This is a genomic window from Salibacterium aidingense DSM 18341 (assembly GCF_000429685.1).
GTDB lineage: Bacteria > Bacillota > Bacilli > Bacillales > Marinococcaceae > Salibacterium > Salibacterium aidingense.
Genome location: NZ_KE386940.1, coordinates 43,846 through 62,438, shown reverse-complemented (window position 1 = coordinate 62,438; position 18,593 = coordinate 43,846). Strand labels below are relative to the sequence as shown.

At 47.9% G+C, this 18,593-nt stretch carries 19 protein-coding genes and 1 pseudogene; 5 read left to right on the top strand and 15 right to left on the bottom strand.

The window, feature by feature from the left end:
* Nucleotides 1-4: 4 nt before the first annotated feature.
* The 6 genes from G475_RS0122380 to G475_RS0122355 all read right to left on the bottom strand — a co-directional run bounded on the left by G475_RS0122380 (nt 5) and on the right by G475_RS0122355 (nt 5,372).
* The gene (locus tag G475_RS0122380) at nt 5-694 is read right to left on the bottom strand and encodes a hypothetical protein (protein WP_026703157.1); all 690 of its coding nucleotides are present in this window, start codon (nt 692-694) and stop codon (nt 5-7) included.
* Nucleotides 663-1,484, bottom strand: coding sequence for an ABC transporter ATP-binding protein (locus tag G475_RS0122375; RefSeq protein ID WP_026703156.1), 822 nt, complete (start codon nt 1,482-1,484; stop codon nt 663-665). The genes G475_RS0122380 and G475_RS0122375 overlap by 32 nt, the downstream gene beginning before the upstream one ends.
* A 13-nt stretch (nt 1,485-1,497) precedes the next feature.
* Complete coding sequence (locus G475_RS0122370) at nt 1,498-2,529, bottom strand: FecCD family ABC transporter permease (RefSeq protein WP_026703155.1); 1,032 nt, start codon at nt 2,527-2,529, stop codon at nt 1,498-1,500.
* Nucleotides 2,526-3,530, bottom strand: coding sequence for a FecCD family ABC transporter permease (locus G475_RS0122365; protein ID WP_026703154.1), 1,005 nt, complete (start codon nt 3,528-3,530; stop codon nt 2,526-2,528). The genes G475_RS0122370 and G475_RS0122365 overlap by 4 nt, the downstream gene beginning before the upstream one ends.
* 23 nt (nt 3,531-3,553) lie before the next feature.
* Entirely contained in the window at nt 3,554-4,519 is a 966-nt protein-coding gene (locus G475_RS26080) for an ABC transporter substrate-binding protein (protein WP_035712526.1), read from the bottom strand.
* Between the two features lie 190 nt (nt 4,520-4,709).
* The gene (locus tag G475_RS0122355; RefSeq protein ID WP_035712524.1) at nt 4,710-5,372 is read right to left on the bottom strand and encodes an HAD family hydrolase; all 663 of its coding nucleotides are present in this window, start codon (nt 5,370-5,372) and stop codon (nt 4,710-4,712) included.
* A gap of 175 nt (nt 5,373-5,547) precedes the next feature.
* Between G475_RS0122355 and G475_RS0122350 the strand changes: the two genes are divergently transcribed.
* The 4 genes and pseudogenes from G475_RS0122350 to G475_RS0122335 all read left to right on the top strand — a co-directional run bounded on the left by G475_RS0122350 (nt 5,548) and on the right by G475_RS0122335 (nt 9,239).
* On the top strand, nt 5,548-5,931 hold the full coding sequence (locus G475_RS0122350) for a GntR family transcriptional regulator (protein ID WP_026703152.1): 384 nt from the start codon (nt 5,548-5,550) through the stop codon (nt 5,929-5,931).
* Complete coding sequence (locus tag G475_RS0122345) at nt 5,921-6,808, top strand: ATP-binding cassette domain-containing protein (protein WP_026703151.1); 888 nt, start codon at nt 5,921-5,923, stop codon at nt 6,806-6,808. Before G475_RS0122350 ends, G475_RS0122345 begins: the two co-directional genes overlap by 11 nt.
* Complete coding sequence (locus tag G475_RS0122340; RefSeq protein WP_026703150.1) at nt 6,792-7,511, top strand: hypothetical protein; 720 nt, start codon at nt 6,792-6,794, stop codon at nt 7,509-7,511. The genes G475_RS0122345 and G475_RS0122340 overlap by 17 nt, the downstream gene beginning before the upstream one ends.
* A gap of 298 nt (nt 7,512-7,809) precedes the next feature.
* Nucleotides 7,810-9,239 (top strand): annotated as a pseudogene (locus tag G475_RS0122335) (xylulokinase).
* A gap of 222 nt (nt 9,240-9,461) precedes the next feature.
* Here G475_RS0122335 and G475_RS0122320 read toward each other — a convergent pair.
* The 3 genes from G475_RS0122320 to G475_RS0122310 form a co-directional block, all read right to left on the bottom strand.
* Nucleotides 9,462-10,118, bottom strand: coding sequence for a permease prefix domain 1-containing protein (locus tag G475_RS0122320; protein ID WP_026703146.1), 657 nt, complete (start codon nt 10,116-10,118; stop codon nt 9,462-9,464).
* On the bottom strand, nt 10,108-10,458 hold the full coding sequence (locus G475_RS0122315; RefSeq protein WP_026703145.1) for a PadR family transcriptional regulator: 351 nt from the start codon (nt 10,456-10,458) through the stop codon (nt 10,108-10,110). The genes G475_RS0122320 and G475_RS0122315 overlap by 11 nt, the downstream gene beginning before the upstream one ends.
* A 146-nt stretch (nt 10,459-10,604) precedes the next feature.
* Nucleotides 10,605-11,105, bottom strand: a complete 501-nt coding sequence (locus G475_RS0122310) for a DinB family protein (protein ID WP_035712520.1) — start codon at nt 11,103-11,105, stop codon at nt 10,605-10,607.
* A gap of 246 nt (nt 11,106-11,351) precedes the next feature.
* Here G475_RS0122310 and G475_RS0122305 point away from each other — a divergent pair, with 246 nt between their 5' ends.
* Nucleotides 11,352-12,374 (top strand): ATP-grasp domain-containing protein, encoded by a 1,023-nt coding sequence (locus G475_RS0122305; RefSeq protein ID WP_026703143.1) that lies wholly within the window; start codon nt 11,352-11,354, stop codon nt 12,372-12,374.
* Nucleotides 12,375-12,631: 257 nt separating this feature from the next.
* Here the strand turns inward: G475_RS0122305 and G475_RS0122300 are convergent, their stop codons facing one another.
* The 6 genes from G475_RS0122300 to G475_RS0122275 all read right to left on the bottom strand — a co-directional run bounded on the left by G475_RS0122300 (nt 12,632) and on the right by G475_RS0122275 (nt 18,419).
* On the bottom strand, nt 12,632-13,654 hold the full coding sequence (locus G475_RS0122300) for a zinc-binding alcohol dehydrogenase family protein (RefSeq protein ID WP_026703142.1): 1,023 nt from the start codon (nt 13,652-13,654) through the stop codon (nt 12,632-12,634).
* Between the two features lie 17 nt (nt 13,655-13,671).
* Nucleotides 13,672-14,949 carry a TRAP transporter large permease gene (locus G475_RS0122295; RefSeq protein ID WP_026703141.1) on the bottom strand — a complete coding sequence of 426 codons (1,278 nt, stop codon included), beginning with the start codon at nt 14,947-14,949 and terminating at the stop codon, nt 13,672-13,674.
* Nucleotides 14,946-15,428: a TRAP transporter small permease gene (locus tag G475_RS0122290; protein WP_051302832.1), complete on the bottom strand. Its 483-nt coding sequence runs from the start codon at nt 15,426-15,428 to the stop codon at nt 14,946-14,948. Before G475_RS0122290 ends, G475_RS0122295 begins: the two co-directional genes overlap by 4 nt.
* A gap of 86 nt (nt 15,429-15,514) precedes the next feature.
* Nucleotides 15,515-16,558: a TRAP transporter substrate-binding protein gene (locus tag G475_RS0122285; protein ID WP_233275832.1), complete on the bottom strand. Its 1,044-nt coding sequence runs from the start codon at nt 16,556-16,558 to the stop codon at nt 15,515-15,517.
* 103 nt (nt 16,559-16,661) lie between these two features.
* A complete protein-coding gene (gene allD / locus G475_RS0122280) occupies nt 16,662-17,672 on the bottom strand; it encodes an ureidoglycolate dehydrogenase (protein ID WP_026703138.1) in 1,011 nt (336 codons plus the stop codon).
* A 60-nt stretch (nt 17,673-17,732) separates the two neighbouring features.
* Nucleotides 17,733-18,419, bottom strand: a complete 687-nt coding sequence (locus G475_RS0122275; RefSeq protein WP_026703137.1) for a GntR family transcriptional regulator — start codon at nt 18,417-18,419, stop codon at nt 17,733-17,735.
* Between the last annotated feature and the right edge of the window lie 174 nt (nt 18,420-18,593).

The window sequence follows — 18,593 nt, the reverse complement described above, 5'->3', positions numbered from 1 at the left end:
TGTGTTAGAAGTTGTGATATTTTGGACAAGTCGAGCAGCAGGAACGGCCGCCTCCGGTCTCGTAAAGAAAACAGCAGGTTTTCCGGACACGTATATTTTTGCTATTTCGCTCTTCCGTGGATGAATTAAAAAAGGGACGAAGCGGATTCGCAGCTTCCCCGAATAGTTCCCCGGAGGCTTCCTGCACCATATAACGAAAATCCCCTTCGATCTGTTTTTCAAGCGGTGCTGCCGCCGATGATGGAAGCTTTTTTTCATAAAGGGAAAATACGCGTACCGCTGTATTTTCCCAGAGCATCGGCATTGGCACCCGGGTGACAGTATTCATTGTCCTCCAGAGCGGGGCCAGATGCCCGGCAAATACGTCGTGCATCACAGTTTCTCGACTGACGGCACTTCCGCTTTGCTCCTGTAAAGCAAACGACGGGCTCCATTTTTCCGCGCTCCAATCCGTCACCAGCTCCGCGTCATCCAGAGTCATGAGCGGATACCGCTGTTCCAGATATATCGGTGAAAATGCGGCTTCGGTTACGAACCGGGCGTAGCGCTTTGAAAACTGGGAGGCAGCGACGAGCAGGGAAGGGGCCTGTATTTTTTTCTGCAGCTTTTTCAAATAATCAAGACAACACCTGTCATCGTTTAACAACCGGGCACTGATCCGTTCATTCTGCACTGGCAGCAGAGAAGGCAACATGATTTTTTCTCCCCTTTCCATGCGGAATCACCATCGGCGTTCCAAATAAAGGATCCGGGGCGATGCGGCAGTTCATTTGAAAGACATCCCGAACCAGCCCTTCTTTCATAATATCTTCCGGCCGTCCTTCTGCATAAATAGTCTGGTTCTGCATGGCCACCAGACGATGGGCATAGCGGCAGGCCATGTTCATATCATGAAGCACCATTACAATCGTCCGGCCTTCTTTATTATTTAAATCATACAGCAAGTCCAGCACCTCCACTTGATGTGCCATATCCAGATACGTGGTCGGTTCATCGAGCAGCAGGGTATCCGATCCCTGCGCCAGTGTCATAGCAATCCAGGCGCGCTGACGCTGTCCGCCGGAAAGGGCATCGACCGGCTGGGAGCCCCTTTCCTTCATCGACGTGGCATTCAGGGCCTGCTGAACCATCGTTTCATCTTCCGGGGACCATTGCTTTAACCAGCTTTGATGAGGGTACCGCCCCTGCCGTACGAGCTGTTCTACCGTTAATCCTTCAGGGGCAGACGACCCCTGGGGCAGAATTGACATCTTTTTTGCCACTTCTTTCGTCTTCAACCGCGAAATATCCTCCCCATCCAACAATACAGTGCCCTGATCCGGCTGCAGAAGACGTGCCATCGAACGCAGCAGGGTGGATTTCCCACAGCCATTGCCTCCGATAAATACCGTGATTTTCCCTTCCGGAATAGATACAGACAAATTTTTCAAAATCGGGCCAGCGTCATAGGAAAACGTCAATGCCTCCGCTTCCAGCATTCCCATACACAATCTCCTCCTAGAAATGGTTTCGGTTCCGGTATAAAAGAAACAGAAAAAACGGCGCTCCTACAGCGGCAGTAAATACTCCCGCCGGGACATCCACCGGATAAAAAATGGTTCGTGCAGTCACATCCGCCCCAAACAACAGCAGGCCTCCGAGAAAAGCAGAAGCGGTAATGACCGGAGCGAATGTCCGGCCGATTAACGTACGGGCAATATGCGGCGCAATCAAGCCGACAAACCCTATTGCCCCTGCTGCTGCAACGGCCGCACCAGCCAGTACGACACTGATAAATAACAATATAAACCGGTCCAACTCGGTGCGGACCCCGAGACCTGCTGCGGTGTCGTCTCCAAACTGCTGGGCATTCAAACTTCCTGCAAAAACAAGAGCAAGCGGAGTAAGCAGAACCACCGCTGCCAGCATGGCATACATATCGTTCCAGGAGGCGCCGTAAATGCTGCCGGTCAGCCACAAGTAGGCCTGCGCTGCTGAAACAGAAGAGCTAACGACAATCATAAACGTCGTCATGGCACTCATAATGGCGGCAATACCAATCCCGATCAATATCAGCCGCATCGGCGTCACGCCTTTTTTCCAGGCAAGCATGTAAATAAGCATCGAAACAAGCAGAGCTCCGCAGACAGCTGCTGCCGGCAGCCAGCCGATGCCGACCGACCCGGAAGCGTACGTTAAAAACGCGACCGCTGCGACTGATGCGCCGCCTGTCACCCCAATGATATCCGGCGCGGCCAGCGGATTTCGGACCACGCCCTGCAGGAGGGCGCCGGAAACGCCAAGGGCCGCACCTACCAAAAGAGACACCAGGGTCCGAGGCAGACGAGAGTTCATGACAATAAATTCATTGGCACCGCCTGAGGCACCGGCTATCGTTTGGATGACCTGCAGCGGGGACAGCAGGGTATTGCCAAGCATAGGCCCTAGGATACACGTACACAGCACGGCTAGAAAAAGGAGAAGCAGTACCCGCCCCGTCCGTGTTTTTAGAGAAAACGAGCTGGGTGGAAGAGTCCCTTCACGTTTCATACGCCCGACACTCCCTTTCTGGCAATGAATACGAAGAAAGGACCGCCAATCATTGCTGTCATCACACCAATCGGCACCTCCTGCGGCATAATTAACAGACGTGCCAGCACATCCGCAGCCACAAGAAGTACGGCACCGAGCAGGGCGGCAATCGGCAGCAGCCAGCGATAGTCATTGCCGGCAAAAAAACGGGCCGCATGGGGGATAACAAGTCCAATAAAACCAACAGCCCCCACCACCGCAACGGAACTACCGGCCAGCAGTACTACAAGAAGACCCATGAAGGCTTTCAGCGCAGCAACGTGCTGTCCCATTCCCTTGGCAATGTCCTCTCCTGTAACAAGAAGGTTAATCGCTTTTCCTATAAACATACTTGCCACAATAGCACTTCCTATAAAGGGAAGAACCGGCTGCAGCATCTCAAGGGTTCTGCCGCTGACGGAACCAGCCAGCCAGAACAGCACATCCTGCAGACCTGCTTCATCAAGAACAAGAATACCTTGCGTATAAGATTGAAACAGGGCACTGATCGCTGCGCCGGCCAGCACGATTTTCACCGGAGTCAACCCGTCCCGGCCGAGCGAACCGAGAAAATAAACAATCACCGCCGCCGCGGCTGCCCCAAGAAAAGCAAGGCCGGCGAGTGATGCAAGCGACGTGACGGAGAAAAATACGATTCCGATCACCACCGTAAAGATTGCTCCCTGATTAACTCCGAATATACTCGGGGATGCGAGTGGATTTTTCGTCAGTGCCTGCATTAATGCTCCCGCCACCGCCAGCGATGCACCAGTAACCGAAGCAATCACGGCCCGCGGCAGACGGTCGGAACGAACCACAATATGTTCGGTCGAGTTTTTATCATAGGAGAGAAAGGAATGGACAGCCTGTTCTACGGTAACTGGTGTCTGTCCGAACACCAGACTGGCTGCAAATGCCAGCACAAACCCAATAAGGAGAAGCAGAAAAACGAAAGCCTTTCTGTCTTTTTTAGCTGCCATCAATATTCCTTCCCTTTCCTGCATTAATTCTCTTCCACATCAAATATCTCGTACAAATCATCAACCATTAGATTGGCCGATAGTACCCCGCCTCCGGCGTTCCACGTTTCTTCCTCGACCATATATACTTCATCGTTCTGCACGGCCTCCAGTTCCTGCCAGAGCGGATGGCTGGTCCATTCCTCATAGGTTTGTTCAATCTGTTCCGTTTCGGTGCCGGAATTGAAGTTGAAAATCACTTCCGCATCAGCTTCCGGTATGCTCTCTTTGGAAGACAGCTTAATGCCCCATTCATCCGGATTGTCATGTCCTTCCGGGCGTTCAAAACCAGCATCCTCCAGCACCCGGCCGGCAAATCCCATATAGAAAATGCGGGCGTGATCGGCGCGGAAATTCGTGATTGCTGCTTCGATCGGAAGCTCCTCTCCCATTTTCTCCTTGAACGTGTCGAGGCGTTCATTATAGTCTGCCAGAAGCTGATCGGTTTCTTCTTGCCTATTCAGCGTTCTGCCCATCAGATCCAGCGTTTCTTTCCATTCATACACTTCTTCTCCCATTACCGTCGGGGCAATCGCCGACAAGTCCTCATAAATATCTTCATGGCGCGTAATCGTAGCAATGATGACATCAGGGTTCATTTCAGCAATTTTTTCCAGGTTCGGCTGTGTCTCCTCCCCGACAATTTCCGTTCCTTCCAAATCGTCTCGTAAGTATTCGTAGATCGGCTGCTGGGTCCATGATTCCACAATGCCGATCGGTTCTATGTTCATAGCTGCCGCTGTATCATTGGCCCCCTGATATAAGGTAACGATTTTCTCCGGTGTCCCTTCAATCTCTGTCTCCCCCATCGCATGTTCTACCATTCTTGTTTCCTGGCTGCCGGATGTCCTATCCCCGCCGGAAGTCTTTCCGCCGCCGGCAGCATCCTCTTCTTCGGAACCGCAGGCTGCCGTAAAAATAAGCAATAATATTGGAATAACGTGACCCATGATATGCCTCCCTCTTTTTAATTGATAATGATTTTCAATATTAATTGTATTGTATAATTGATAATCATTCTCGTCAACAAAATTCAGAAAAAAAGCGGGACCTTTGAAGAAGTCATGGCTTTTTCGACTGATTATTTTTTATCATGAACATAAAAAACACCAGACCTCTGTATAAGGTCCGGTGTTTCATCTAAATGTGTTTTTCTTTTAACAGTCCGGGCAGATCCGCCATGCTGTCGACGAGCTCATCTGCCGCGGCAACCTCTTCTTCGCTTCCAAAACCGTAGCGGCAGCCGATGACCAGCAGGCCGTTCTCTTTTCCAGCTTCAATATCGGAAGAGCGGTCCCCGATCATGACCGCATCAGCCCCGGCATCATCGAGAATCATACGCACGAGATTGATTTTATTGCCAGCCTGATACTGCTGTACAGAATAAATCCCCCGAAAAAGAGGGGCTAGTCCTTCCCGTTCCAGCGCTGCGGGAACATATTCTGCATTTCCATTGCTGGCGACATAAAGCTGATATCCTTCATCAGCCAGCTTCTGAAGCGTTTCTTTTACTTCTGGAAAAAGTTCTCCAGCTCCCTTATCCATTTCTGTCAGCAGGAAGCGGTCCAGCACCGGCTCCAGATTCTCGAGTATGTTTTCTGAAACCCCCGGCAGCAGCTTCCGGAATCCTGGATAGAAAGGTTCGCCGATAATGCCAACCCGGTCCTGCTCCGTCCATCCCTGATCCGAATACATTCCCTGCTCCACCCCATATTGAAGGGTATTTTCAATCGCTTGGCTCAACAGCTCTCTGCTGTCAAACAATGTTCCATCCATATCAAAAATCAGCGTATTCGTTTTCATAACTCTACTCCTGTTCTTTTTACCCTGATTTTACCACATTACCTAAAGGTAGAAATATTCCTTCCTGCTTCTTTTTTAAAATAGGATATTGACATAGCACCTTTTTGTATTATACTTATATACATAACTATATAACCGTTATACTGAAGCTTCCAAATAGGGTGGTGATTTTCGAGTGAGCAAGGGGCTTGAGGGCGATAAGCCGATTTTTTTGCAAATACGGGACCGAATAGAAGACCAAATCGTAAATAATCAACTTCAGGAAGGGGACCAGATCCCCTCCACCAATCAACTTGTCCATTTTTACAAAATTAATCATCTGACCGCTTCCAAAGGCATCAATTTACTGGTGGACGATGGGATTATTTATAAAAAGAGAGGAGTCGGGATGTTTGTGGCAGAGGGAGCCAAAACAAAAGTAACAGAAAAACGAAAAACTGCGTTTTTTGATAATTATGTTCTTCCGATGGTCGAAGAATCACACAAACTGCAGCTATCGGAGGAAGAAGTTACTACTCTGATCCAGCAAGCGAAAGGAAGGAATTCTAATGACATTTGATGTGTTACTGAAAGATGTTTCCCTGAAATACAAAAAGACGGAGGCGCTGCATGATATTTCGTGTCACTTGGAGCAAGGAAAAATATACGGACTAATCGGAAGAAACGGAGCCGGAAAAACGTCGCTTTTATCCCTGCTGGCGTCCTTCCAGGAGCCAACTTCCGGGACGATTCAGATAAATGGCGGGATCCCTTTTGACAATCCTCGGATCATGCCTTATGTCTCGTATATTTTTAATGAGGATTACAAGGATGAAAGCGATAAAGTGGAACACCTTATCAGACTGACAGCCCGCTACCGCCCTTATTTTGACACAGAGTATGCGACTCAGCTGGCTAAACGTTTTCAGCTTCCGTTAGACTCTCCGGTGAATCAGCTGTCGAAGGGGATGCAGTCCGCCCTGCAGGTTATTCTCGGGCTTGCTGCACGGTCGCCCGTGACGATCTTTGATGAAGCCTACCTCGGCATGGACGCCCCGGCCAGGGAAATTTTTTACGAAGAAGTGGTGGAAGATCAGGCCCGGTCTCCCCGGACCATGATCATCTCCACCCATCTTGTGTCGGAAATGGACTATTTATTCGAGGAAGTCCTGATGATTCATCGGGGGAAACTTCTGCTGCAGGAGACCAATGATGCCCTAATGAACAGAGGGGTCTCGATTACCGGCGGCGCTGCACTGGTGGATGCGTTTACCCGCGATATGACAGAGCTGAATACCCGGAGCCTCGGCGGTACAAAATCCGTGATGGTTTATGGAGAGCTCTCCGAAGAAAATCAGCGTCTGGCTCAGGAACAGGGGCTGGAAATCGGCCCGGTTTCGCTGCAGGATCTATTTATTCATTTAACCAAGGAGGAAAACGATGAAAACACAAACTAATCAATCGAAACTGATCATTGATATGTTTATACAGCAGGGAAAATGGGCGCTTTGGCTGCTGAGTGCTGTCGTTGTATTATATATCGGCATGATATTCGTTACCTCCCAGTATGGGGACACTCTCGCAAACTTCCTGACATTTTCCTTCGAGCCAGCAAAACTATTTATGCTGGTGATTGCGATTTTTCTTTCTTACTCCTTTCTGGATACGTACATCAAGCTTGGTATTACACGAAACCAATTTTTCACCGCCACTGGAGTAACGGCTGTTTTACTGGCAGCTGGTCTGACTGCTGCCGCCGGCATTCTTACAGGGATTCAGCATGCTGTTATGAACGTCATGGAACTGTCTTCTATCATGGAAGCTGGTACGATCATAGGCCTGGATGTCAGTATGACTGCCGCTATCCCTATCTGTTTTTTCAACCTGATCATGTATCATCTCATCGGCTGGCTGATCGGAGCAGGATTTCATCGGTACGGATGGCTTCCCGGCTTAGGATTTATCGCCCTGGGCATCCTTTTGACCGCTGTCTCTGATATGTTATGGGGATTTGAAACCATCGAAGGACTCTCCATGTTATTATCCCTGGAATCCGGAGCGGTGGCGGGCGGCCTTTCCATAACAGCCGCGGTGCTGCTGCTCCCGCTTGTTTTTCTCATCATCTGGCAGATCACCAAAAAAACAGCGGTCCGCTTTTAAGAGAAAAGCAGAAAACTGATAATTGGAGTGGAGGCCGCCGCGGACATTTATTCCGTTAAACGGCAGAAAAAGTGGATGTTAGAGGGATAATCGGACATTTTTGCCGCTATATAGGGTAATGCCTGCTTCTTTTACCCTGACCATAAGGAATAAGGCATCAAATGTCCGATAACTCCTCTGAAAAGGAGAAAATCCGGGGAATAAGGGATTATATGTCCTTTTGGCTGGTCTTATCATTCAGGTGTTTTTGTAATATGATTTTCTTATCCTCATCCAATGAAGGAGATTGAAAAAGAAAATGGAATTGATTGCTGTATTTGATATTGGCACGTCTGCTGTAAAAGGCCTCCTGATAAAAAAGGATGGAAGTATTTACACAGAAGGGGCAAAAACCGTGCAGACGTTTAAAGGAGAAAATGGAAAGATGGAACAGGATCCGGAGGAATGGTGGAGTGGAATAAGAGAAATTACCGACAGCTGGTTCGAACGGCATGCCATTCCACGGGAAGCCATACAGGCCGTAACATTCAGCGGCCAAATGGAGGATGTCATTCTAATCCGCGGGAATGAAACGACAAAACGCGCGATACTATATTCTGACATGCGGGCCGGAGAGGAAGCTGGATGGATCCGCCGGCATCATCCATATCTTGAAGACGTCACCGCCAACACCATCGCCCCCTCCACCCCGCTGGCAAAACTGCGCTGGCTGGCACACCACGGGGAAAAAGCGGGAACCGTGGTCTTTAGTGCCAAAGACTATATTATTTACAAATTAACCGGAAGCCTGGTTACTGATACGGTCACAGGCGCGACCACAGGGGCGATGGATATTCACAGTAAATCCTGGTTTCCTGATATCCTTCAGAAAGCCGGCTGCCCCCATTTTTCCCTTCCTGAGCTCCTCGCACCAGAGGCCGTTGCCGGGTATGTGACCGGGAACAGCTGCGGGCTTCCAGCAGGGATTCCTGTTATGTGCGGTGCCGGTGATGCCGGGGCAAGTACGATGGGAGCCGGAGCCCTGCAGGAAGGGGACAGTTATTATTATATCGGCACCACAGGATGGACCGCTGTGCCGGCGGCAGAACCTGCCTCCTCTTCTACTGGAGTTTTCACACTTGCTCACCTTCTCCCCCAGCATTACATATCGATTGCACCGCTTCTGAATGCGGGCAACGTGTTAGACTGGGCGAAACAGACGTATATGTCGGATGCCGGATATCATGCCTTTGATGAAACCATTAACGCGGCGCGCCCGGGAGCCGGCGGCCTGCTGTTTCTGCCTTATCTTCACGGAGAACGGTTTCCGGTTCAGGACAAAAAAGCAGCTGGACTTTTCTACGGAATCCGTCCCGATACCACTGCCTCCTGCGGGCGGTCGTGGAAGGCCTCTGCTATTCCCTCCGTCATGTGGCGGATAGAGGCGATATCACCCTGATCGGAGGCGGAACAAAAAGCAGAGCATGGTGTCAGGTCCTTGCTGATGTTACCGGGCAGACGGTCCGCGTACCGGAAAACAGTGAATACCTGCCGGCTTTTGGCATCTCTGCTACTGCTTTTTACCAGCTCGGCTGGTCTCCGGATTATCACACCTTCGCTGCTGACTTTCTGAAAAAAAGAAACGACGCAATGTACCAGCCGCATCTGGAAAACCGCGAGCTTTACGAGAACGGGTATGCGGCATATTTAAAGTTATATCCAGCCGTCGAGACCCTCTCTTTAATATAGGAAAACCCCCTCTTTGCTAGAAGGGGGTTTTTCCAGCATTCGGAACAATTCCGTTTCTCCTTCTCCCGTCAATTCCCGGAGGATGTGTTCACTTGGGAAAGGATTTAAACTAGAAAGAACAGGGTCACTTTTGAATTTGTAATATTCGTCATGAACCCTTGTAAAAATATCTTGATTTTTTCCCTGCACCCGGCTGAATCCTCCTCCTCATGCATGCAGGATTTATTGCCCTTTGAGGCGGCTTCTGCCGGTTAAAACCAAACCAAGCCACAATCCAACGCCTGCTAGTAAAAATACCATCATGGAGCTGACCGCAATAAACATTTCTCCTGTGGCAAAACCAGAGGTAACTGCCGTGTAAAATCCAAATAAAATCAAACCTGCCGCAGCCGTGTAAAGCATCGCCCGGATTTTGTTCATGGCAAATTTTTTGGTTGTTTCTCTTGTCAGCGAGCTATAGGTGATTAAAATACATCCTATCACTATAAAAATAGCCGGCCCCGCTGTACTCACCGGAGGAAGCTCCATAAAATACAGCATTAACGTCACCAGCGCTCCAAACAATGCAAGCAGTACGCCAATAATCAGCCCTGCTGTAGAGATACGGTTTGTCATAGAAGAATACACCGACTGTTTCACCTTATCCTCGCCAATGTTTCGCATGTCGTCCACCAGGCCGCTCAAGTCCCCAATCGAAGCGGCAGCCTCTTTGAAAGCCTCGTCTTCGGTTCTTCCCTCTTTTTTGTAATCACCGATTTTTTCTTTTAAATTGGTGGATAATTCTTCTTTCAGCTCGTACAGCTGCTGGCTTTCCCCTACACCGGCGAAAAGATCATCCACATAGGAACGAACCCTGCGGTCGAGTTGATTATTCCTCATTTTCTATTCCCCCTTCAATTAACTTATCCAGAATATCTTTGGCAAAATTCCAATCCGCTTTGTTTTGTTCATAATGCCGAAGTCCTGCCTCTGTTATCCGGTAATACTTCCGGCGGCCGCCCTGGGTTTCATCGCCCCAGTAGGATTCAACCGATCCCTCCTTTTCCAGTCTTCGGAAAGCTGTATATAATGTCGCTTCTTTCAATTGATATTGGTTACCGCTTAGCCTTACTATCTTTTTATATATCTCATACCCGTAGCTGTCCCCGTGGCGCAGCACGTTCAGAACAATCGTATCGGTATGGCCGCGGATTAAATCTGTGGATATGTTTTTGCCCATACCTCCTCACCTCCTGAAATATAATTTACAACATATTACTTCATCTGTCAAAGTAATATTCCGAAAATAATAATTATCCCCTCAAAATCAGCACATAAAAAAACTGCGGGGAAACCCGCAGTTCTTTCAAGCGCGAATGTTCTTTTTTAGAGGGGTTTTTCATCAGCACTGGAACCATATACCGCAGGAACCGGGATATCAAGTAAACGCAGGTAAACGGTAAGCTGACCGCGGTGATGATACCAGTGGTTCAACAGAATGGAACGGATCATGTAGTACCGCGGACCGGAAAGAAGCGTTTGTTCCTGTTCTACCATTTTCCACTCCGCCATTAATTCCTCTTCCGACCATTCCTCTATCTTTTCCATCACAGCTGCTTCGCTCTGCTCCAGCTCGGTGAGTATCTGCGCTGCAGATTCAGCTTCCGGCAAAGGGACGTCAGGGGCATTCCGGGTCAATTCACTAAAATACTCAGTCAGCCTATCTGGAAGAATGGCAATGTGAAGGGTCAGCTGTCCGAGCGTCATTGATTTTTCGTGCGGCGCCCAGGACAGTTTTTCCTCCGGTACCCGTTCCAGCACCTGACGCGTGGAAGCAGCTTCCTCAGAAAATTCCTGGATGAGCAGTTCATTGAGACTTCGCTCCATTTTCTCTTCCTCCTTCTTTTTTACCTGCTTTTATCCTAACAGAAATCACGATCGAACCTTCTTTTCGATTGCTTTTTTAAACGGCTTTCCCCTTTTTTATTTCCCTATATTACCATGTTATAAATAGGCGGACACAGGGTAAAAGGAGGAGGGAAAAACAGGACGGATTGCTTTTGAAGATTAGGCACATAATATTTATAATTCCAGTACCTTCTCACGTGACTCTTTTATCCAAGGAGATGAATAATGGAAAGCATACATGTATTAGTAACAGGAATCGGAGGTCCGACCGCCCAGGGTATCCTGCATGGACTAAAAAACAAAGAAAACGTGTATATTGTGGGGGCGGACCGCAGGCGGGTGACCTCCGGCAATCAATTCTGCGATGCTGTCTATCAGATCCCTCGTTATTCTGAAACAGAACATTATAAACAGGCGATCCGTGATATTGTGCAAAAGGAAAACATAGATGCTGTCTTCCCGTCTCTCCATGAAGAAATAAACATATATAATGACTTCCGCCACCGGCTGCAGGTTGAAGTGGCCCTCCCGAAAAGCCGTATTTTTGAGGTCTTAATGGATAAAGAGAGCATTTATCAGTATTTAGCAGAAACAGGGTTTTCGGCTTATATTCCGAAATATCACGGGTTTAATCATTGTGAGGAACTACGCCGCATCCGCCGTGATCATTTTTCCGATCACTCCTGCATTGTGACGAAACAGGTGAACAGCCATGGGGCGTTGGGATTCTTTATTTTAACAGACCGGGAAACTTTTCTGAACGCGGTGAAGGAAGGAAAACGGAACATATTAAGTATGGAGGATTATTGTGATATTCCTTCTACAGAACGACGACTCGCCATGGAGTACCTGGAAGGGATGGAATACAGCGTGGACGTGTTCATCCATGAAGGGCGGATCGTTACTGCCCTGCCCCGGGAACGCACCGGCGTTTCCAATGGTATTGTTCTGGACGGAACGGTTGTATATAACAAAGAGTTGATCGAAGCAGCGTCTGGCATCACGAAAGCTTTGGTTTCCCATGGTTTTATCAATATCCAGTTTATCAAAACCGAAGAGGGATATAAATTGACGGATGTCAACCCCCGCTTCTGCGGAAGTCAGGTGATGAGTCTCGGTTCCAACGTCAATTTTCCTTATTTATTCTTACAATATTACATTCTTGGGGAAGAAGCAGACGTCCGCCCAAAATGGAATGCGCGCATGATCCGGTACCGTGAAAACCTTTTTGTCGAAAATGATGAATAAGAAACGACGGGCAGGTTACAAGCTGATATTGTAGGCGGTGCCCCTGGCGGACATTTATTCCGCTAAATGGCAGAATCAGGGGCGAAGGGCGGTTTTTTCGGACATTTATGCCGCTATCCGGGCTCCAGGCCGCGTTTTTTATACTGTGAAGGGTAAATAACGGAACAAATGTCCAATTCCCCTTTCAAAATCGGACAAATGAAAGAAATAACGGAATAAATGTCCTCCGCCGCGCATCTGAAACCAGGGAGCATTTTTTATTCACTGATTTTGAGCATTACTTTTCGTACGTTTTCCGGATTGTTTTCTATTAAGGAAAAAGCTTCCGCGGCATTGGCTAAAGGAAATTCATGGCTCACCAAGTCTTTGACATCAAAGGTTGGAGAATTAAATAAATCAATGACTCCGGGGAAACGATAGGTCTGCAGTCTTGAACCACAGATGCTCAACTCTTTTTTCGTAATGAGGGCCTGCGTGATGGAAGAAGGTTCGGGATGAAACCCGAGCAGCACCACACGCCCTGCCGCGGAGGCTGCCTGGACGGCCTGTTCCAAGGTTTTTGTCGTTCCTACCGCGTCTATGACAACGTTGGCTCCCATTCCTTCGCTCCAGGCTGTTATCGTATCTTCCACGTCCTGCTTCTGCGGATTCAGAAGAAAGTCTGCACCCCACTCTGCAGCAAAAGCAAGCCGTTTTTCATTGAAATCGGATATAGCGGCAGCCGCTCCGGCTTCCTTTGCCATTTTCAAACAGCACAAGCCGATGGGACCGGCCCCCATAATAAACACAAGATCTCCTTTTTGCACCTGGCCCCGATACACGGCCTGTGCCCCAATGGTGAAAGGCTCAATTAACGCGGCCTCTGACCAATCCAGCTCAGGGTTTACTTTATGCACCACACTCTCCTCCACCGTGATATATTCCCGGCCGCCGCCGTCAAGATGAACCCCATATACCTGCAGGGATTCACACACATTAGGTCTTCCCTTTCGACAGGGATAACACTGTCCGCAATAGCGAATAGGTTCAAGAACCACCTTATCTCCCCTACCAACTCCAGCCGTGTTTGTCCCTGCCTCCACTACTTCTCCGGCTGCTTCGTGGCCAATAATGCGCGGATAGGTGGCAAATGGGTTTTCCCCATGTAAAATGTGGATATCCGATCCGCAGATTCCCATTCGTTTCATTTTCACTTTTATTTCATTTGCTCCCGGGGCTGCTGGTTCATCTTTTTCGATAACCTGTAACTTCCCCGGTTCTGAAACCTGGATCGCTTTCATATCATCTTCCCCTTTTCTCAAGAATCAATCAAGTCTGGTAAAAATAACGTAATCTCTGGAACAAAACTTACCAGCAGTAAAACCACAAGACTCACCGCCAGAAAAGGAATCAATGCCACGGAGGCCCGGACGAGAGAGACTTTTCCGATATTGGAAGCCACAAAGAGACAGACACCGACCGGAGGAGTGGAGAGGCCGATCATAAGGTTCAGCACCATCATCACCCCGAACTGAACAGGGTCCATGCCAATTTCTACAGCCACCGGCAGCAGGACTGGAAACAAAATAACGAGAGCGGCAATCGTTTCCATAAAAGTTCCGATAAACAGCAGCAGCAGGTTCAAGAGAAGAATAACGACAATCGCATTAGGCGATATGGATAGAATCGTATCTGCCACTAACTGCGGGATCTGTTCACTAACGAGGATCCAGCCATATAAGTTGGCAAAACCAACTAGCACCAGTATTCCAGCAGTAGTAATCATCGAATCAATCATAATGCCGGGAATATCTTTCAACTTTAATTCCCGGTAGAGAAAGAGCCCTACAAAGAGTGCATAAACCACCGCTACAATCGCAGCTTCTGTCGGTGTGAACATTCCACTTAAAATGCCGGCAAGAATAACCACAGTCATCATTAACGCCCAAAAAGCATCAGGAAACGCTTTCACTATCGCCTTCAGACTTTCCCGTTCTCCTTTCGGATATCCCTTTTTCACGGACAGCGCATAGGTCACTATCATTAAACTGATACCAAGCAACACTCCCGGTACGGCTCCCGCTAAGAATAAATCCCCGATCGATACCGTGGCAAGAGTCCCCACAATAATCATCGGCAGAGAAGGAGGAATGATGGGCCCGATGGTAGAGGAAGACGACGTAACGGCCACTGCAAAAGGAGCACTGTAGCCTTCCTTCTTCATGGCCGGTATCATTACCGCTCCAATACTTGCCGTATCAGCAAGTGCTGTTCCCGATATCCCCGCAAACCCCATCGAAGATCCAACATTGGCCAGACCGAGACCGCCACGGATATGCCCGACTATTTTTTTGGTGAAGTCTATGATTCTAGGCGTAATTCCACCGGCATTCATCAGGTTTCCAGCCAGGACAAACCCGGGGATACACAATAAAACGAACGAATTGATGCCTTCGAACATTTTCTGGACCATCACATTCATGGAAATATCCTGTATAAAAATATACAACAGAGAGGAAAGACCGAGACTGAAAGCAATCGGAACTCCTAACAAAATGAGTACAATAAAAGATAAAAATAACAAAAGAGCCATCATTCATCCGCTCCTCCCTCTGCTTTTGCTTCCTGGATCACAAAATACACATTACAGAAACTGTATAAACCGAGCAGCAGAAATAATGCAATCATACTGGCGTAAATATAAGACATATCAACGGCCAGGGTGGCAGAGGTGCGGTTTTGTCCAATCACCGTTAATTCGTAAGCATAATAAATTAACAAGGTGGAAAAGAGCCCTGTCATCAAATAAATGACCGCATCATAATATTTTCTGAGCTTCGTCGGCAAAAACCCCAGAAGAACATCCACCCGAACATAATCCCGTTTCTCCATAGCAAGGGGAGCTCCAAATGCCACCGCAAATATAAATAAAAAACGCGACATTTCTTCGGTCCACATAAAACCAAAAGGCATAAACCGAGATACAATTTGAAGCATTACCACCAAAATCAGCGCAGAAAAAAACAGCAGCGTGAGCAGTTGAATCACCCGGGTTAACCAATGATATATCTGCATGCCTATCTCCTCTTTCCAAGGCTTTCAAAACCAAATTTTCTTTATCGACAAAGAGCGCGAGCATTACGCGCTCTTTGTCGTCCGTTTTATTCTCCCGCCTCTACAATTCTTTCATATAGGTCGAGCTGTTCTTCATTGAGACTTTCTTCAATCGCTGGTCTCATCGCCTCTGCAAACGCTTCTTTATCTACGTCTTCGTTAAATTCCATCCCTTCTTCTTTCAGCATGTTCGTATATTCTTCTGTATCCTCTTCATATAATTCCCGGCTCAGGCTTTGTACTTCTTCCCCGGCTTCCACGACAGCTTCCTGCATCTCTTCATCCAACTCGTTAAACTGATCATTGCCAACGACAACATAGACCCATCCGTATACGTGCTCTGTCACGTTCACATAGTCCTGCACTTCATAAAAACCCGCACTGTGTATCAAATCCACCGGGTTTTCCTGTCCGTCAATCACACCCTGCTGCAGCCCGGTAAATACTTCATTGAAAGCCATTGTCTGCGGACTTGCTCCGGCTCCTGACCAGGCATCCATAAACAGCGGAACGTTTGGAACACGCATTTTAAATCCGTTCAAATCATCCGGAGAAGAAATCGGTTCATTGGAGGTTAAATTCCTGGGAGCCCTCATGTGATAATACAAAGGAGTAAGGCCGACGTCTTCTTTAATCGTCTGTTCCAGTTCTTCCCCGATACCCCCTTCTACGACTGTCTGAAGGTGTTCTTCACTGTTAATCACATAGGGGGCACCCAGCATCGCTGTTTCCGGAGCCCAGTTTGCCATCGATTCGCCGGTAATCGTCATATCAGCGGTGCCGGCACTAATGCTGTCAATGACATCCGTTTCACTGCCAAGCTCTTCATTCGGGTATATTTCAATCTGCAGCCGTCCGTCTGTCTTTTCGTCGACCAATTCCGCGAAACGTTCTGCCGTTTCATGCCAGGAATGATCTTCATTGGATAGGTGGCCCAGCTTCCACGTAATCTGCTCCCCAGAATTCGTATTCCCGCTGTCTGGCCCTTCTCCGTCTCCCGCGGTTCCTTCATTCTCCGATGCTTCATCCCCACAAGCTGCCATTGTCAATAACAACGCTGTCATAATAAAGAGCCGGAATATGGTATGCACTTCAACCTCTCCCCTTTTCGCTTTATTTTTCAACTCGTTTGCCAAGTGATCATGACCCTTTCGCCAATGCAAGATACCCTTCGAAAAGACCGTTTGGTATGGTTCAGGACTTGAGGTAATCGTACACGGTCCTGGACACTGGAATGCCGTGTTTTTCGTATTTCTCCTGTTTTATCTGTTCCGGTTCCCCGGGAACAAGTACCTTCTCCACACCTTTTGCCGGTGTAACTTTGTGCAGTTCCTCTATCATCTGATCTATGCTGGTTAAAAACTCCTCCTTTTCCAGAAATAATCCTGCATCCATTGTAATGATCGTATGGCTGAGCCGGCGGTATTCTTCATAATTTCCATACATCGGAGTAATGGATGGGCCAAAGGCTGAACCTGTCAGTATTCCGGATAATACATCGACGGTCAGAGCCAGGCCGTACCCTTTCGGCCCTCCCACTGGTAAAAGATATTTGACCTCAGAGGGGTCCGTTACGGGATGGCCATGTTCCTCCACCCCCCAGTCCGGCGGGATCGACTCCCCCTTTTCTCTTGCATGCAGGACCTTTCCGAAAGCAACGTTGCTTGTCGCCATATCCAGAATAATCGGCCGCTTGTTTTTAGCAGGAAATCCAAATGCTATCGGGTTCGTTCCGAAGTAAGACGCTGCTCCTCCAAAAGGAACAACCGCACTATCTGTCTGTGTCACAATCATGCTTATCGTATCCTCTTTGGCTGCCTGTTCCGAAAAATAAGAGAGTGCCCCGCAGTGGCTTGAATTGATAACACCAACGATACCAATCCCATTCTCTTTGGATAGCTGGATGGAATAATCCATGGCTTCTTTCCCAATCACGTGCCCCATGCCGTTATCACCGTCAAATAATGCAGCAGCCCTCCCCTTTCTTTCCACAGAAAAATCACTATCGGCATTAATCCCCCCTTTTGCCAGTCTTTTGACATAATGTTCTGTCCTCAGAACACCGTGAGAATGAACACCACGAAGATCAGCGTGAATTAACACATCCGAGACAGTGGCTGCATGATTATGAGACAGACCGACTGAAATCAATTTCTCAACAACCAGTTCTTTTACTTCCTCTGCTTTTACAATAAGGTCCGACATTCCATCATCTCCCTGGTCTTTGTGATGAAGCGGTTACATAAATATATAAAAACCAACGCTTTATTTAAAATATCCTGGGAATTTCTTTTCCAGTTCTTCACGGTCAATGGTTACCAGCTGCAAATGTTTCCGAACCACCTGTTCTGCCGCTTCTTTGTCTTGAGCCTTAATGGCATTCAGCATTTCTTCATGCTGGGAGATAATGATATCCGTGTTAAGCTTTTCAGATAAACTCAGCACGCGTACACGATTAAAATTTTTACTCATCATATCCTGAACAACGGTCAGAATCCGTTGCTTGTCACAGCCTTCATAAAGGGAAGCATGAAATTCATCGTCCAACTTGTAGAAGTTGATTAATTCATTATTCGCCGCTTTTTCCTTCTGAGACTCGATAATGGAAGCAAGACGGGCTTGATGTTTTTCAGGCAATCGTTCACAGGCAGACCTTGCCACCGCAGCTTCTAAATGCTCCCTCATAAATCTTGTTTCCTCCAGCTGATCCAGATCGATAAGGGAGACAATGGTTGTTTTTTGAGGGTAAACCGTAATAAGATCCTCCTGGGAAAGCCTTAGAAAGGCCTCCCGCACCGGTGTTCTGCTTACCTGCAAGCGCTTTGATATGTCGTTTTCACTAATGGGGCATCCTGGCTCCAGCTTCAAAGAAGTGATTTCCCGGCGCAGCGAAGCATAGACTTCATTTCTCATGGATTTGGCATCTTTATTCGTCAATTCCTTAATATTCATGAATGGAATCCACCCCCCATTTTTTATATGTTATTTTCTTGTATACTAGTGTAAAAGAATACAAGAATGGAAGCAATAGGTATAAATAATAAATATTTCCAAATACCTAGATCCTGTTAAACGCAGGAGGCTATTTTCCTAAAGAACCTCCTGCTTAGAAAAAAGACACGACCT